The sequence below is a fragment of the Photorhabdus bodei genome (assembly GCF_003287735.1).
Classification (GTDB): domain Bacteria; phylum Pseudomonadota; class Gammaproteobacteria; order Enterobacterales; family Enterobacteriaceae; genus Photorhabdus; species Photorhabdus kayaii.
The window spans coordinates 61,690-79,034 of the sequence record NZ_NSCM01000006.1 but is presented as its reverse complement, the minus strand read 5'-3'; the positions used below and the strand labels follow the sequence as shown (position 1 = coordinate 79,034).

9 protein-coding genes and 1 pseudogene are annotated in these 17,345 nt (G+C 46.0%); all 10 read right to left on the bottom strand.

Annotated features, from left to right (window positions below; genetic code table 11):
- Positions 1 to 8,340, bottom strand: an 8,340-nt coding sequence (locus CKY02_RS06630; protein ID WP_146747402.1) for a non-ribosomal peptide synthetase, incomplete at its 3' end; no start/stop codon positions are given.
- A 119-nt stretch (positions 8,341 to 8,459) separates the two neighbouring features.
- The gene (locus CKY02_RS24410; protein ID WP_162120030.1) at positions 8,460 to 8,606 is read right to left on the bottom strand and encodes a hypothetical protein; all 147 of its coding nucleotides are present in this window, start codon (positions 8,604 to 8,606) and stop codon (positions 8,460 to 8,462) included.
- A gap of 961 nt (positions 8,607 to 9,567) precedes the next feature.
- Entirely contained in the window at positions 9,568 to 11,010 is a 1,443-nt protein-coding gene (gene prtA / locus CKY02_RS06625) for a serralysin (protein ID WP_112894677.1), read from the bottom strand.
- Positions 11,011 to 12,097: 1,087 nt separating this feature from the next.
- A pseudogene (locus CKY02_RS06620) lies at positions 12,098 to 12,490 on the bottom strand (enhanced serine sensitivity protein SseB C-terminal domain-containing protein); the annotation flags it as partial.
- A 65-nt stretch (positions 12,491 to 12,555) separates the two neighbouring features.
- Positions 12,556 to 13,851, bottom strand: coding sequence for an aminopeptidase PepB (gene pepB, locus CKY02_RS06615; protein WP_112894676.1), 1,296 nt, complete (start codon positions 13,849 to 13,851; stop codon positions 12,556 to 12,558).
- A gap of 180 nt (positions 13,852 to 14,031) precedes the next feature.
- Positions 14,032 to 14,232: a Fe-S cluster assembly protein IscX gene (gene iscX / locus CKY02_RS06610; protein WP_112894675.1), complete on the bottom strand. Its 201-nt coding sequence runs from the start codon at positions 14,230 to 14,232 to the stop codon at positions 14,032 to 14,034.
- An 18-nt stretch (positions 14,233 to 14,250) separates the two neighbouring features.
- The gene (gene fdx / locus CKY02_RS06605) at positions 14,251 to 14,586 is read right to left on the bottom strand and encodes an ISC system 2Fe-2S type ferredoxin (protein WP_036779209.1); all 336 of its coding nucleotides are present in this window, start codon (positions 14,584 to 14,586) and stop codon (positions 14,251 to 14,253) included.
- 2 nt (positions 14,587 to 14,588) lie between these two features.
- The gene (gene hscA / locus CKY02_RS06600; RefSeq protein WP_112894674.1) at positions 14,589 to 16,439 is read right to left on the bottom strand and encodes a Fe-S protein assembly chaperone HscA; all 1,851 of its coding nucleotides are present in this window, start codon (positions 16,437 to 16,439) and stop codon (positions 14,589 to 14,591) included.
- A gap of 11 nt (positions 16,440 to 16,450) precedes the next feature.
- Positions 16,451 to 16,972, bottom strand: coding sequence for a co-chaperone HscB (gene hscB, locus CKY02_RS06595; RefSeq protein WP_112894673.1), 522 nt, complete (start codon positions 16,970 to 16,972; stop codon positions 16,451 to 16,453).
- A gap of 37 nt (positions 16,973 to 17,009) precedes the next feature.
- Positions 17,010 to 17,333, bottom strand: coding sequence for an iron-sulfur cluster assembly protein IscA (gene iscA / locus CKY02_RS06590; protein ID WP_011147476.1), 324 nt, complete (start codon positions 17,331 to 17,333; stop codon positions 17,010 to 17,012).
- Positions 17,334 to 17,345 lie beyond the last annotated feature (12 nt).

The following is a 17,345-nucleotide window of genomic DNA, read 5'->3' as shown; positions in this document are numbered from 1 at the left end:
GCTAATTTCACGATGCGGCGCTAAAGATTGGGCCAATACACTTAATGTCGGATGCTGGAATAACGTTTGCACCGACAGGCCCAACCCTATACGCCGTAAACGTTCGATCATCTTGACTGCCAACAGCGAGTGACCGCCCAAGGCAAAGAAACTGTCATGTCGGCCAACCTGTTCAACATTCAGTAATTCGCGCCAGATAGTGGCTAATGCTATCTCAATTTCCCCTTGTGGCGCTTGGTAAGCTTGGCGAGCAAAGGCATCCTCCCCCGGTGCTGGCAGCGACCGGCGATCCAGCTTACCGTTAGGGGTCAGCGGAAAGGCATCCAAACGCACAAAAGCCGCCGGTATCATATAGTCAGGCAAAATATCACTTAGGTACTCACGCAATCTGGCCGCCAGTCCGTCATCCGCTGGTGCCACCACATAAGCCACCAGTCGTTTATCCTGCCCGTCACCCAACGTCAATACAATCGCCTCACGCACATCAGGATACTCCATCAACCGCGCTTCGATTTCACCCGGTTCAATGCGGAAACCCCGGATTTTAATCTGTTGATCATTACGACCAACGAAGACCAGATTGCCATCTGGCAGATAGCGGGCTAAATCCCCGGTTCGGTACATACGAGCATCCGGTTGATCGCTGAACGGATCCGTCAGGAAACGTTCAGTCGTCAAATCAGAGCGGTTGAGATAGCCACGCGCGACACCGGCACCACCAATGTACAATTCCCCCACTGCCCCAAATGGCACTGGCTGGCCGTGATTATCCAAGAGATAAATAGTTGTATTCGCTGTCGGACGCCCAATAGGGATCAGCATATCAGTATAGTCTGGCGGGCAACGCCAGCAGGTTGCACAGACGGTGATTTCTGTCGGGCCATAAGCATTAAACAGCGTTGCCCGACCACGTAATGCTTGCAACAACGCCGCACTAGGTGCCTCTCCGCCCAGTATCAAGGTGGGCTTTATCGTTATCGCCGGTAAATCAGCCCCATCCCGTAACAGAGCCGGGGTCAAACAGGCGTGTGTTACCCGCCGTTCTTCCAGATAACGCCACAGGCGCAGCGGGTCTTGACGAACGCTATCAACCGGAATGTCTAGGGTAGCTCCCCCACACAGTGCCATCATGATTTCCCAGACACTGGCATCGAACCCAAATGAGGCAAACTGCAACATTCGGCTGGTGGCACGAAAATCAAACTGGTTAATTTGTGTCAGTGTCAAATTAACCACGCTACGATGTTCAATCATCACGCCTTTTGGTCTGCCGGTTGAACCAGAAGTGTAAATCACATAAGCCAGATGCTGTGGGGTCAATCCAGAGACTTGCGGGTTATTGTCTGGCTGCTCCGGCAAGGTATTCGGATCGAACACCGTCAGCGTCGCCAGAATGTCTTCACTTAGTGCTGCCTGCCCGGCATTATCCGCCAGTAAAATAACCGGTGTCGCATCAGTGAGCATATAAGACAGGCGGTCACCGGGATAGGCTGGATCTAACGGCACATAGGCTCCGCCCGCTTTCAGCACCGCCAACAACCCGATTATTCTCGCAAGTGAGCGTGTTACACAAATCGCTACCCGCTGATCCGGCGTTACGCCTAAGGCGATAAGCTGATGGGCTAGCCGGTTGGCGCGGACATTCAGTTCCGCATAGCTGAGCGTCTGGTTTTCATAGATTACCGCCATGGCGTCCGGGGTCTTCTCTACCTGTTGTTCAAACAACTGATGCACACATAGCTGAGTAGGATATGGTTCTTCGGTCGCATTCAAATTCTCTAGCAATAACTCCCGTTCAGCGGATGACAAAATATCGATAGCCGTGACCGGTTGCTGAGATTGGTTCACCATTGCCCGCAATATGGCCTGTAAATAACCAATCTGTCTTTCGATGGTTTCATGGTCGAACAGGGCGGAAGAATAGTTCAGTTCTCCAACAATTTCGCCTGCCTTTTCCTTTAATTCCAGTTGCAGATCAAATTTCGCTATATCGTATCCTAGCTCGAATGATGTTACCGCCAATTCCGGTAATTGCCATTCCTCTGTTTCATTCTCCTGCCAGGCAAACATTACCTGGAACAGTGGCGTATGCTCCGGTCTGCGTGGCGGTTGAACAATTTCCACCACCTGCTCGAAAGGCAAGTCCTGATGATCCTGTGCTCCCAATGTCACCTGCCGCACACGTTGCAATAGGGTGACCACATCCGGCATATCGGATAAATCGATGCGCAACGCTAATGTGTTAACAAAGAAGCCAAGCAGTGGCTCAATTTCCCGCCGATTGCGGTTGACGCTCGGTATACCAATGACAACATCATCCTGCCCCGACAAGCGCGATAACAGCGCAGCCCAAGCGGTCAGCAAGGTCATAAACAGTGTAGTGCCGTGTTGCTGCCCCAGATTTTTTAGCGCCTGTACCAACATGGCATCAATGTGCACCGCTACCCGACCGCCGGTAAATGATTGCTGGGAGGGACGTGGCCGATCTGTCGGCAGCTCAAGTAACACCGGCGCATCTGCCAGTGTACGGTGCCAGTAATCACTCTGTGCCTGTAACCCTTCACCAGAAAATACCTGCTGTTGCCATGCAGCATAATCAGGATATTGAATGGTCAATGGCGGTAACGGATCAGGCTGTTGGTTCAGACAAGCGGTATAGAGTGCATACAGTTCTGATTTAAGTATTCCTAAAGACCAACCATCGGAGATGATATGGTGCTGAGTCAGTAGGAATAGATAATCTTCTTCGGCCTGCTGGATCAACGCACAACGGATTAAGGGGCCATGGGCAAGATTAAACGGTTTTTTACCTTCTTGATCACACAAAAATTCAAGCTGTGTCTGCACATCAAGTGCTTTACGGAGATCATAATTTTTTATTGGCAGACCAAATTCCGCCGGTAACAGTTCTACCTGCGGCTGACCATCAACGGTGATAAAAACAGAACGGAGCACCTCGTGGCGAGCAAACAGACGATTCAGGGCCTGCTGCCAAGCAGAAAGATTTAGCCGTCCACGTAAACGCAGGGCTGTCGGAATATGGTAGGTATCACTAACCCCCTCAAATTGCGCCAGAAACCACAGACGCTGTTGACCAAACGATAAGGGTAAGACACTATCACGGGATATTGGCCTAATTTCAGGCAATTTATCACTGCCCATATTACGTTGCGCGCAGATCTTCTCGGTAAATGCACTCAGTGAGGGAGACATAAACAACGCGGCCAACGGTAAGTCGACACCGAAAACAGCTATCCGGTTCATCATCCGTACCGCCAACAGGGAATGTCCGCCCAAGGCAAAGAAATTGTCATATCGGCCGATCTGCTCAACGCCTAGTAATTCACACCAGATAGCCGCTACTGCGATTTCCATTTCCCCCTGTGGCGCGACATAAATTTGACGAGCAAAAGCATCCTCCCCCGGTGCCGGTAATGCCTGATGATCCAATTTACCGTTTGGCGTCAGCGGGAAGGCATCTAAACGTACAAAGGCTGCCGGCACCATATAATCAGGCAACATCGCGCTCAAATGAGTGTGCAAACTGGCCGCCAGTCCACTATCCGCTTCGGCTACAACATAGGCAGCTAAACGTTTATCCTGCCCATCTCCCAAGGCCACGACCCGCGCTTCACGCACCATAGAGTGTTCCGCCAACCGAGCTTCAATTTCTCCCGGCTCAATGCGGAAACCACGGATTTTAATCTGCTGGTCGTTACGGCCAACAAACACCAGATTGCCGTCCGGTAAGTAGCGCACCAAATCCCCGGTCCGGTACATCCTGGCATCGGCAGCATCACTAAATGGATCAGCTAGAAAACGTTCGTCGGTCAGATCTGGCTGATTGAGATAGCCACGGGCGACACCATCCCCACCAATATAGAGTTCCCCCACCGCGCCTAATGGAACTGGCTGGCCGTGGTTATCCAATAGATAAATACGCGTATTTGCTGTCGGGTGCCCAATGGGAACCAACACATCAGTATAGTGTGATGGACAACGCCAACTGGTGGCACAGACGGTAATTTCTGTCGGGCCATAGGCATTAAATAGAGTTGCTTGATGACTTAGTGCCCGCAGTAGCACGGGGCCAGGGGCTTCACCGCCCAATATCAATGTCGGTTTTATTGTTATCGTTGGCAAATCGGCCCCTTCTCGCAACAAAGCAGGGGTCAAGCAGGCATGCGTCACCGATTGTTCTTCCAAATAATGCCAGAGGCGACGCGGGTCTTGACGAACGGTTTCGGCAGGAATAACCAAGCTGGCTCCACTGCCTAACGCCATCATGATTTCCCAGACACCCGCATCAAAACCAAATGAAGCAAACTGCAACATCCGGCTAGCGGGGCGAATGTCGAATCGGGTGATTTTATCCAGAATAAGATTGACCAGCCCACGATGTTCAATCATCACCCCTTTGGGCGTCCCGGTTGATCCAGAAGTGTAAATCACGTAGGCCAGATGGCGAGAGGTCAATGAAAGAACCTGCGGATTGCTGTCCGGCTGGTCAGGTAAGATATTCGGGTCTAGTACCGTCAGCCCCGCAAGCGTTTGCCCACCCAATGCAGCCCGCCCGGTACTATCCGCCAGCACTATTGTCTTCGACCCCACGGTCTTCACCCCCATGACCTTCAACCCCCTAGCCGGGGCTACATCGGTCAAGATATGCGACAATCGTTCTCCCGGATAAGCCGGGTCCAACGGTACATAGGCCCCGCCCGCTTTCAGCACCGCCAGCACCGCTATCACCCGCATCGGTGAATTTGCCATGCAAATCGCCACCGGTTGATCTGGCACGACACCCAAGGCAATCAGTTGATGAGCAAGCCGGTTAGCACTAGCATTCAGTTGTCCATAGCTGAGCGTTTGATTTTCATACACCAGTGCAGTAGCTTCTGGGGTTTTCTCCGCTTGCTGTTCAATTAACTGATGAATACAGAGTTGCTCAGGATACGGTGTTTCAGTCGCGTTCCACGTTTCCAGCAATAACGTGCGTTCCAATGCAGGCAAAACGTTTAGCGCCCGTACCGGCGTTTCCGGCGCCTGTTCAAGGGCACCCGCCAGACTTTCCAGCGCCTGTTGCATGTAACCGCATACTCGTTCTGAATCAAACGGTTGTACTACCTGAGCAGTCAGCCCCAGTGTATCGCCACTATCCTCCACCGACAGCACAAACGGGTAGTTGGTCCGCTCCTGTTCGCCGAGAAATTCAATACCCGGCACCATCTCATGCGGGACCATCGGTTGCTCATTATGCCGGTAATTCAACAGGGCACTAAAAAGCGGTGTGCCGCCCTGTACCCCACTGCAACGTTGAGCCAGCGCCAATGAAGCATGCTCATAATCCAGTAATCCGGCTAACCGGGTATGCGCCACCCTGACGCTATTGTGTACCGGGGTATCATTGATATCCAGCCGCAACGGTAAGGTATTGATAAACAGCCCCATGCCGCTGTCGGCCCCTTCCCCGGCGGCCATACGCCCAAATAGCACGGTGCCGAACACGACTTTCTCTTGTCCGCTGGTACGCGACAGCACCTGTGCCCAAGCCAGATGGCACAGGGTTGCCAGACTGACACCTATACGTCTCGCCTGAGCACGTAGACGATCATTCAGCATGGGAGACAACATCCGATGCGCTTGTGTGACCTGAGAACCATCACGATGTACCTCGGTCAGCCCAAACGGTAACGTCGGTTCATCCACTTCTGCCAACATGTCGGTAAAGAATCGGTGATGTTCTGTCTGGTCAACCCCTTGCCGAGCCTGAGACACCAGATTACGGAACGGTACCGGTGTCGGCAGGTTATCGCCCTGTCCGTCAAGATAGGCCCGAACTTCGAGGTTCATGACTTCCAGCGTGGTATGGTCGCCAATCAGGTGATGTTGTAATTGCAGTACGTACCAGCGGCCATCCTCTTCCTGTGCTATCACAAAGCGTAACAACGGTGCCTGACTTAGATCGAGACGGTATTGCCGCGGATCAAAACGTTGCGCCAGTTGATCACCGACCGGTCCGTCAGCCGGGTTCAGCGTCAGTTCAGTTACTGACAATGGGGCCTGACGCCAAACCACCTGCGCCGGAGCGGATAATCCTTGCCAGATAAAAGCGGTACGCAAAATATCATGACGGTCAACCACCTGTTGTACCGCAAATAAATAGCGGTCTAGCAAACCACGGTCAGCAAAGATCATTGGATAAGCCAGCAAGTAAGGATCACCTTCTTTCGCCAATAGATGGTGAAACAAGATACCGTCCTGCAACGGTGACAGCGCATAAATATCCTGAATATTGACCACTCCACCCGGTACCTGCTCGACGATGTAATCAATATCAGGATGAGTCAAATCAATTAACGGCAACATCGCTGGCGTCAATTCAATGGTCGCCGGGGTAATGACATTTAGCGGCACTGTCACAATCTGATGCTGCCCCAATGTTTGGGCCAACTCCGCCAGTATTGGCAATTGAAACAGGTCGCGGGCAGCCAATGTCAACCCTAAATGGCGTAGCTGTTCAATCATGCGCACGCCAAGCAGTGAATGGCCGCCCAAGGCAAAGAAGCTGTCATACCGACTTATCTGCTCAATACCCAGTAACTCACGCCAGATAGTAGCCAATGCAATTTCCCGCTCCCCTTGCGGTGCGGCGTAAACCTGACGAGCAAAGGCGTCTTCCCCCGGGGCCGGTAACGCCCGACGATCCAGTTTGCCATTAGGAGTTAACGGGAATTCATCCAACCGCACAAAGGCCACCGGCACCATATAATCAGGCAACCGCGCACTTAGGTGTTCACGCAAGTGGGTAGGCAATTCGTTATCCGACTCTGCCAACACATAAGCAACTAACTGCTTGTCCTGCCCCTCACCTAACGCCAATACCACCGCTTCACGTACTGCAGAATACTCCACCAATCGGGCTTCAATTTCTCCCGGTTCAATTCGAAACCCGCGGATTTTCACCTGCTGATCGTTGCGGCCCAAAAATTCCAGATTGCCATCCGGCAGGTAGCGAGCTAAATCGCCGGTCCGGTACATCCGCGCATCCGGTGCATCACTAAATGGATCAACCAAAAAGCGTTCAGCGGTCAATTCAGGGCGATTCAGATAACCACAGGCCACCCCGTCGCCACCAACATAAATCTCGCCCGTTTTCCCCAATGGCACGGGCTGGCCCTGCTCATCCAGTAAGTAAACCCGCGTATTGGCAATGGGTCGACCAATAGGAATGTTGGTTGTTCCTGGGGATAACGTTTCAATCCGGTATGTGGTGGTAAAGGTGGTGCCCTCGGTCGGCCCATAGGCATTCAATAACTGCTGAGGCGGGTTCTTGCGTAAAACCTGGGAAATCACATGGGAGTCAAGAATATCGCCGCCGATAATCAGGTTTTTCAACTGCGGCAAAACTGGGGACAACTCCGCCGCCAGCCGGTTAAACAGGCCGACGCTTAACCATAAAATATTAATTTGATAACGGTCTAATGCCTGTACAAATTCCGGCGGCGTCAACAAAGTGGTGTGGTCGATAACCACCAATGCCCCGCCATTGAGTAAAGGTGCCCACACTTCAAAAGTACTGGCATCGAAAGCCGGGTTAGCCGCGAAAGCAACCCGATCATTGGGTTCAATTTCAACATAGCCATTATTAATAACGAGTCGGACCACAGCGCGATGAGGCACGATCACCCCTTTTGGGGTGCCAGTCGAGCCGGAGGTGTACATGATATATGCTGGCGCAGTACTGGAATAAAGTAAGTCAGGATTGAAACTCTCTTCCACCTTGTTCGCGCCTGTCTCATCAGAGAGACGAATTAGCGGGACATCCAGATTAGTCGGGATATTCGCTTGTGCGTCGGTGAGCAACAATTTGGCTAAGCAATCGTTTATCAACCCATTTTTTCTCTCGTCCGGCATGCCGGTATCGATAGGGACATAAACCGCCCCCGCCTTGAGAATAGCCAATTGAGCCACCACCAATTCGATAGATCGCTCTAACAGGATTGCCACATGATCATTCAGGCAAATCCCCTGTTTAATCAGTTGATGAGTCAGTCGGTTAGCACAAGCATTCAATTCCGCATAACTCAGGGTCTTATCCCCTGCGATTAACGCCGTCGCGGTCGGGGTTTTCTCCACTTGTCGTTCAAACAACTGATGGATACCTAACTGGTCAGGATAGACTGTTTCAGTGGTATTCCAAGTTTCCAACAGCAGTGTACGTTCAGCCTCTGACAACAAATTAAGTTTCTGAACAGATATGTCGTCACCAACCTTGTCTGACGGTACTTGCACTAATCCAGCGTCAAAGATAATTTCCTTTTTAGCTATGCTATCTTTCATCTACTTACTACCTCAACGAATCTGTTAGTTATTTGAAAACTGTCATTCTCAACAGTCATCACAAATGTTTTGCCCTTATTTCTTCCCTCCAAGAAATAAAAACGGGCACACACCAGGCATCAATTAAAATCCTCAGACAGCACATTCTCTTGGACGCCGGAGGTAATATCCCGGTTAATAGCCGCATAATTAGCAATTCTTCGACAATTATTTTCCTGATAACGGAATAAACGATTCACCAAGTGAATCGGCAAAAGATATTCCATTTTTGTTCCTGTTTTTTTAATAATCGCCTTTGATTTTGTGCAATTTTTTATTGGCCTACACTGAATTTCACAACTAAATAAAAATGGATTTATTGAATATATTTACTGGCATGAATGCTAAATCCCTGCTGTATTTTGTCTATTTTGAATTAATATCACATGTAAATTATTTCACAAATAATTAAGTAATTAGCAAAACAAACTAAACCTCCTGTTCCCCAATTAACACCGAATTTACTTTGATAACTCTTTGAAAAATGGACCTATCCGCATTCCAATAGGAAACAGATTTCACCACAAAAAACATTATTTATCACTTGGTTACATTGATTAATGTATATTTATACACATAAAAATTATCAACTAGTCTGATTACATATTATTTTATAATAATCAAATTATACAACTAATGTAAACGTTAATTACATTTAACACCGATATGAAACAATTTCAAACTAAAACTAACTTCCATATATATTGTTTTGTCATAATGAAATAATACGAACAATGTATGCATTAATTACATTTAATATCATTAGTAAATAATTTTAAATTAAAAATAGATTATTTTCTTATTGTTCTAAAATAAAAAAATCACACCATTAATTACTTATTCAAATGTATTTTACTTATTATATAATAGAAAAATAGTAGATCAGGAATGATAACGACTAGCTAAATCAGCTCAGACTGATATGGTTTCCCCAAAAATCATGTTATCCGTAAAACTAATGTCGTCATTAATGCCAAATTTATTTCCAAAAATATTGCCAATATATCCAAATCCCGGGTACTGACGGTATTTCTCACAATATCTATCGCCAGTTTGAAAGGGTTTGACGTCAACCAGAAGAGAGGAAAGTACACATTGACGGGCACGACATGGACAGCATATACGCCCAGACGTTCAAAGTGACCAAACGAATAACCGCATCCAGTCAGATGCGGTTGTGTTGTTGCGTTATGAAAGGATGAAATCAGACTCTGTCAGCGGCTCCCCAACGATCTTCACCCCAAAACCATCCTGAGATAATTCTCCCCCCATATTAATAACGAAATCATTTACCTTGTTAACGCTATCATAGCTGATCACTGCTTCCCCAATAGCGCCAGTGAATTCCTCGACAAACTTAATAGTGCCTTTTCCTGCTTCACCCAGATCGAACAATGACACATCAATCTTGTCCTCACCGGAAACAAAGTCATGGATCCAATCACGCTCAAGAAAAGGTGATTCCTTGGCGTTCAAGTAGACAAATGTATCTTTGCCTTCCCCACCCCAAAGATGATCTGCTCCCAGCCCACCGTAGATAATGTCATCACCGGCACCACCCTTCAAAGTATTATTGGCATCATTCCCTATCAGAATGTCATTACCACTGCCACCAATCGCATTTTCAATCGTGACACCACGGGCAATAGAGATGTTTCCTTTCAGGCCACCCACATCCGAGAAAGAGGCTTCATTCAAGTTAATACGTTGATCTTGAGTAAAACCAGAGAAATCAAAGGTATCATTACCACCCGCATCCCAGGCAGTGAACACGAGTTTGCTATTGGCATCTTTTGCCGTAAAGAAATCGCGATCGGTGTTGGAATTAAAACCATATACCGTATCATCGGTACGAGTAGTATTATTTGCGCCATACACCGACTGAATGGCAGAAATATCGTTAAGTAATGGCGCGGCAGAATAAATACCTTTAAAATCTTGCCCGGTATTTTTTTCACTGAAATAACCCATGACGGTATAAGCACTACTATCTTCAAAATAGGTAGCGCTTTTCTTGTAAGTCGGAATTACCTTATCAGACGCATCATAATCAGCCGGATGATCCAACCCCAATGTATGGCCGATCTCATGAGTAAATGTATGGCGGCCATAACCATTCACTCCAATATCATTTTTTAAGAAAGTACGGCTTTCCGCGTTATACCAAGTTCCTACTTGTTTCAAACCTGGATTCGGCATCTCAGCAAACGCATAATCATCTGTTAAACTAAAATCAAAGAAACCAAAAGTGATATTCGCTTCCTTGATATCATAGGTTTCGGTGAATTTAATATTCGCGACATCAGCCCAAGATTGAATTGACAGCTTTGCAGCAGCTTTTTGTTCTTCATTAAATGCTGAAAATCCAGAAATAATCCACGGCATATCATCTGGTTCACTCTCCAGGAAGTTATACGTTAATTGGAAAGTTTCAGATTTGTCATCACTCTGATGCCCCCAACGGTAATCACTGCGGATTAATTCTTTCGCCGCGTCTTTACTGGGCTCATGCCGAACGACAATATTAGGATCTTTACCTGGAATATAAGCCTGTAGCCAGGTCAATATCTCGTTTACCTTTGCTGAACCACTAACTTCTTCCAAATATGAAACTTTCCTCTTTACAGACATATATTTCTCCATAAGTTCAAAGCTTAGATATATACCCGTTATCCTTCAAGTTGCCTCTTTGTTGGCTGCACTCGCTCACCCCGGTCACATCGTTACCTATGCTCCCGGGGATTCACTCCCTTGCCGTCGCGATGCATCTTGAAATCCATAGGGTATAAAATCTTTCTATTTAATTAAACACCTGTCAATAAAACCTATAAACAATGGGCTATCCCGGCCACGCAATTAAAAACTCCTACCCATAAAAGTAACACTAAAGTTAATTACGTAAAAAACAATTAACATATTTTTTTAATATAAACGTGATAAAAATAGCATAAAACAAATAAACAATTGTTTTATATAACATAGCTATTTAAGACAAAAAATATCGCTAATTTTTATCAGTGTTTTCTTTTAAAATTATTTCTCATTTAATTATCAATATAGTGAACTTAAAAAACCTTATAAAACAATTATTAATAATTTTATAAAGTAATTATTAGAATAAGTCGAAAAAACAAAGAAAACATGTATTACCAGATAATAATTTATCTATTCTATAAAGTTTTTCCCTGAGAGAATTAAATTATATTTATTGTAAAAAATGGAAATGTAATTGAGAATAATTTGATTTATTTAAAAGACAAGAAGTTAATATATAATGGAAACATCGAGTTATTTACAGGTTATCAGGATTTGAGTTTATTTGTTTCGTTATTATCTTTGGCATTGAATTTTACTATCATTTTCTTTATAAAAAATATCACTATTTCATATTATTCTTTTGATTTTTAGTTTATTATTTTCAATTACCGATTTAATATTGTCTCATTATATATATGAAATAAAACCAGATTGTAATTATATCTTTATGATTTTTAGTTTATTTTATCCATTCGAGTTAAAAAATTTATAAATTAATTATTAAAATTATTTTTTGCAAAAAATATTTAATAAGAGTAATTAAATCACGCGTTCATCAAGGTCTGAGCCCTGCATTTTACTGGACTCAGACTCTTTAATTTTTACTTGATTCAGTAATGGTTGTGGTAATAAATAGGAGACTTCAATTCTACCGACAACTATATTATCACCCGATAAACAGTCACTTATTCATAACCGGAATGCTTCCACGTAACCAACTGCCTAATTTACGCTGGTAAAATGGCTGCGTATGCTGAATCAAATAATGGCTGATGCCACTCTCTTTTTCATCAACCAAACAGAAGTCAATCGGCTCTTCTTCCGATGTGTATTCACAAGCAATAGTGCCCGCTTCATGGATCAGTTGTTCAATTTCGTCTGCGGTGCCATTTATTTCCAGTCCAATTAATAAATTGGGGTTTTCATCCACATTTTTATCATGAACTTGTATGATAAAAGCACGGCGAACAGGTTTACGTTGGCTAAATAAACTGACCAAAGCTTCAATGAGCTGCGAAGGATATTCTTCCGGTTGGCTAAGTGTTATTTTACTACCACTTGGAACATCAATCTCAACCGAAATTAATTCACTTAATGAACCCATAAAAATCTCCAATCAGTTTTTTAGATAAAATAAATTTATTTCGCCTTCGCCAACAGCAAATTAGCAATCGAACGAACCCCATAACCTGTTGCACCAGCGGACCAATGTTCTACCGCAGATTTACGATAAGTTGCCGAGCAATCAATGTGAATCCAACCTTTTTGGTATTCTTCCACAAAATGAGACAGGAAAGCCGCCGCAGTACTGGCACCCGCAGTATGTGATGGTGCAGCAACGTTGTTCAAATCAGCAAAATTCGATGGCAGTTGGCTACGATGGAATTCAGCCAATGGTAAACGCCAGAATAGTTCATTCTCAGATACAGCCGCCGCCAACAGATCAGCCGCCAGTTTGTCATCAAAGCTGAGTACAGAGTGGTAGTCATTACCCACAGCCGTTTTCGCCGCACCGGTCAAGGTTGCCGCATCAATGATTAACTTCGCTTTTTCTCTGCTGGCATCAATTAAACCATCAGCCAACACCAGACGACCTTCCGCATCCGTATTCATCACTTCAACAGATTTGCCATTGCGGTAACGAATAATATCACCCAGTTTAAAGGCGTTACCACTGACCATGTTATCCGCTATGCAGAGGAACAGTTTAACCCGTTGTTTCAAGCCACGACTGATTGCCAGCGCCAATGCACCTGTCAGAGTTGCTGCTCCCCCCATATCCGATTTCATGGAATCCATAAAGGAAGATTGTTTCAGGCTGTAGCCGCCAGTATCAAATGTGACGCCTTTACCTACCAGGCAGGCAAATACCGGCGCTTGTGGGTTGTCAGTTGGGTTGTAATCCAACGCCAATAAGATCGGATCACGAGAAGAACCACGGCCAACGGTGTGAATACCCATATAACCCTGTTCACGTAAATCTTCGCCTTTAATAATGCGATAACTTATTGACTCACCAGCCATACCACACATCAGATCAATCGCACGCTTCGCCAATTGTTCCGGCCCAAGCTCTTCCGCTGACATATTGATGGTGTCACGCACCCAATCAATAATTTTAATTCTGCTTTCCAGCTCCTGTTTTTCAGCCGCGGGCAATTGAGGCCATTCGATAGAGCGATTACCTTTTGGCGCACGGAACCCTTGCCAGAAAGCCCAACTTTTCTCCAAATCCCAACCTTCGCCAACCAGAGCCACATGACGAATTCCCTGCCCGTCAATTTTACGCCCGGCACGTTGAACCACCCCTAATTTACCTTTACCAACCAGGTGAATCATCACCCCTTGCTCACTGGAACTAATCAGCGCTTTTTCACCCCAGCAAGCTGCTGCTGGTTCATAAGACAGTGTTATTGGCATGATTTGTTTGGTCATTCTTTTCTCACCTCTTATTATTACCGCTTAATGGCAGTAAGGAGCTTACTCAAGCTTCTACCTACATAATTCTTCGCCTGCCCGATATTCATCCTACAAAAAAACCGGCCAAAGCCAGTTTTTCAGAAGTTCAGCCTAACTTAAAACGATGACAGATAAATAACAAATTAATGCTATTTGTTATTCAAATTCATCCAACCAAACGAGCAGAATTGCTTCTAAAATCTTTTCATTGGATTTTTCAGGCGCATCATCAAAATCATCCAGTTCACAAATCCACTGGTGCATATCAGTAAAGCGAACCGTTTTTGGATCCACCTCAGGAAATTTGTCATATAGCGCTTCACCGATTTCACGGCTGTTAGACCATTTCAGGTTCATTTATTTTTCTCCTGCCAATCAGTGCTCACGGGCATGATTAATGGTGTATTTTGGAATTTCTACCACTAAATCTTCATCAGAGACTCTAGCTTGGCAACTCAGACGACTTTCCGGCTCTAGCCCCCAAGCTTTATCCAGCATGTCATCTTCCAGTTCAGAGCTCTCTTCCAGTGAATCGAAACCTTCACGAACGATACAATGGCAAGTTGTGCAAGCACAGGATTTTTCACAAGCATGCTCAATTTCAATCCCATTGCGCAATGCAACATTCAGAATGGATTCCCCCTCTTTGGCTTCCAGAACTGCGCCATCAGGGCAAAGATCGTTATGAGGTAAAAATACAATTTTCGGCATAATTAAATCTCGTCCACAGAATGGCCCGCCAACGCCCGACGAATAGATGAATCCATCCGGCGTGCAGCGAATTCCTGCGTTTGCTTATCCAGTTGTTTAATTGCGTTTTCAATAATTTCAGGATCATTGCCCTGAACGCTTTTTATAAGTATTTCTACGGCAGCATCAATTGCCGCCTGTTCTTGTTCACTCAGTAGATCGGCATCTTTTTCTAACGCACCGGTGACACTTTCCAGTACCCGTGCCGCTTCAACTTTTTGTTCCGCCAGTTGGCGCGCATTGATATCTTCCTGAGCATTCGCCATAGAATCTTTTATCATGCGAGCAATTTCTTCATCAGATAAGCCATAGGAAGGCTTTACCTGAATAGAAGCTTCGACACCAGTGGATTTCTCCAACGCACTGACACTCAACAAGCCATCGGCATCGACCTGGAAAGTAACCCGGATATGGGCCCCACCAGCCGGTAATGGCGGAATACCACGTAGGGTAAAACGGGCCAGTGAACGGCAATCACTTACCAATTCTCTTTCCCCTTGCACTACATGAATACTCATTGCACTCTGGCCGTCTTTGAAGGTGGTGAATTCCTGCGCTTTGGCAACCGGAATGGTCGTGTTACGTGGGATAACTTTTTCAACCAAACCTCCCATCGTTTCTAGCCCAAGTGAAAGAGGAATCACATCCAACAACAACATGTCGCTATCTGGCTTGTTACCCACCAGAATATCCGCCTGAATCGAAGCCCCCACAGCCACCACTTTATCTGGATCAATGGAAGTCAGCGGTTCGCGGCCAAAAAATTCACCAACCCTATGACGAACCAGCGGTACACGGGTTGAACCACCCACCATAACCACCTGTAAAACTTCATCCGCAGAGACTTCTGCATCTTTCAATGCCCGGCGACTTGCCAGTAAAGTCCGTTTTATCAATGGTGTTATCAGGGCTTCAAATTCGCAACGGGTGATTTTACCCTGCCAACCGGCAATGTTTATCTCTGCAATATCAGCATCACTCAAGGCGATTTTTACCTGAGTAGCCATATCCAATAGCTGACGTTGCAGACTATGGTCATCTCGATTATCAATCCCTGCCTGTTCACGTATCCAGTCAGCCAGTATCAAATCGAAATCATCACCACCCAGTGCGGTATCACCACCGGTTGCCAGCACTTCAAAGACACCACGGCTTAGCCGAAGAATAGAAATGTCAAATGTACCGCCGCCTAAATCATAAACCGCAATCACACCTTCTTGACCAGAATCCAGTCCATAAGCAATCGCCGCCGCAGTCGGTTCATTAAGTAAGCGCAAAACATGTAACCCGGCTAAACGCGCCGCATCTTTTGTTCCCTGACGCTGTGCGTCATCAAAGTAGGCAGGAACCGTGATCACAACACCGTCAAGCTTACCATCCAGTGTTTCTTCTGCACGCTGCGCCAGCGATTTAAGAATTTCAGAAGAAACCTGAATAGGATCGACCAAACCCGTTGAGGTGTTGATTAACGGCAACCCGTTTTCACTCGCTTGAAATTGATAAGGAAGATTTGGATAACGTTGCTGAATGTCAGCCAGAGAGCGTCCCATCATACGTTTTACTGAGCTGATGGTATTCGCAGGATCACACGCAGCCTGTTGACGGGCCCGCCAACCAATTTCAGGGCCCTTTTCATGGTAGCGAACAACCGAAGGAAGCAGGTCACGATCTTCACTATCCATCAATGTTTCCGCTTGCCCACCGCGAACAGTGGCAACTAATGAATGTGTCGTGCCTAAATCAATACCGACAGCTAAACGACGTTGATGTGGTGCAGCGGATAAACCCGGCTCGCTAATTTGTAATAAAGCCATATACGCCTTCCTTAAAAGTCGTCCAATAAACGTTCTTCTAGTTGCTCAACCTGCTGTTGCAATTTATCCAAAAAACGTAATTTACGCACCGTATCGGCTGCTTGCTCCCACTGCTGTTCATCCAATTGCTGCACCATTAGCTGATTACGGGTTTTAATCATCCCATTCAGGCGAGCAGCAAAATCAGCCAATGCCACTTCCGCATTGGTTTCACTGGCAATACATTCCAATTCTTCCCGCAACATAAGCTGTTCCATCAGGAAAGCATTGTCATTCATGGTGTGCTGTTCATTGGCTAAATCAAAACCATACAGAGAGAGCATATATTCAGCGCGTTTCAGTGGATGTTTAAGCGTTTGATAACCGTCATTGATAGTCACTGCCTGCTGCAATGCCAGCGTTTTTTCACGCTCTGGCTGACTAGCAAAGCGATCCGGATGAAACTGACGCTGCAATTCTTGATAACAGCTTGCCAGTTGTTCACGATCAACAGCATAACGAGCCGGCAGCCCAAATAAAGTGAAATAGTCCATAATCTAAACTTACTCTGGATTTGGCCGAAAAACGGAATTAAACGTTAAAACTCTCTCCACAACCACATTCGCTGGAAACATTTGGGTTGTTGAATTTAAAGCCTTCATTAAGGCCCTCTTTAACAAAATCTAGTTCCGTACCGTCGAGATAGACCATGCTCTTGCCATCTACGATAACTTTGACACCCTTATCTTCAAACACAGTGTCATCTTCGTTAATCATATCGGCAAATTCAAGCAGATAGGCCATACCTGAGCAGCCTGATGTTCTGACGCCCAGACGCAAACCAACACCTTTTCCACGGTGACTCAGGAATGACGAAACGCGTTGTGCGGCACTTTCTGTAAGGGAAATTGACATACAACAACCTCA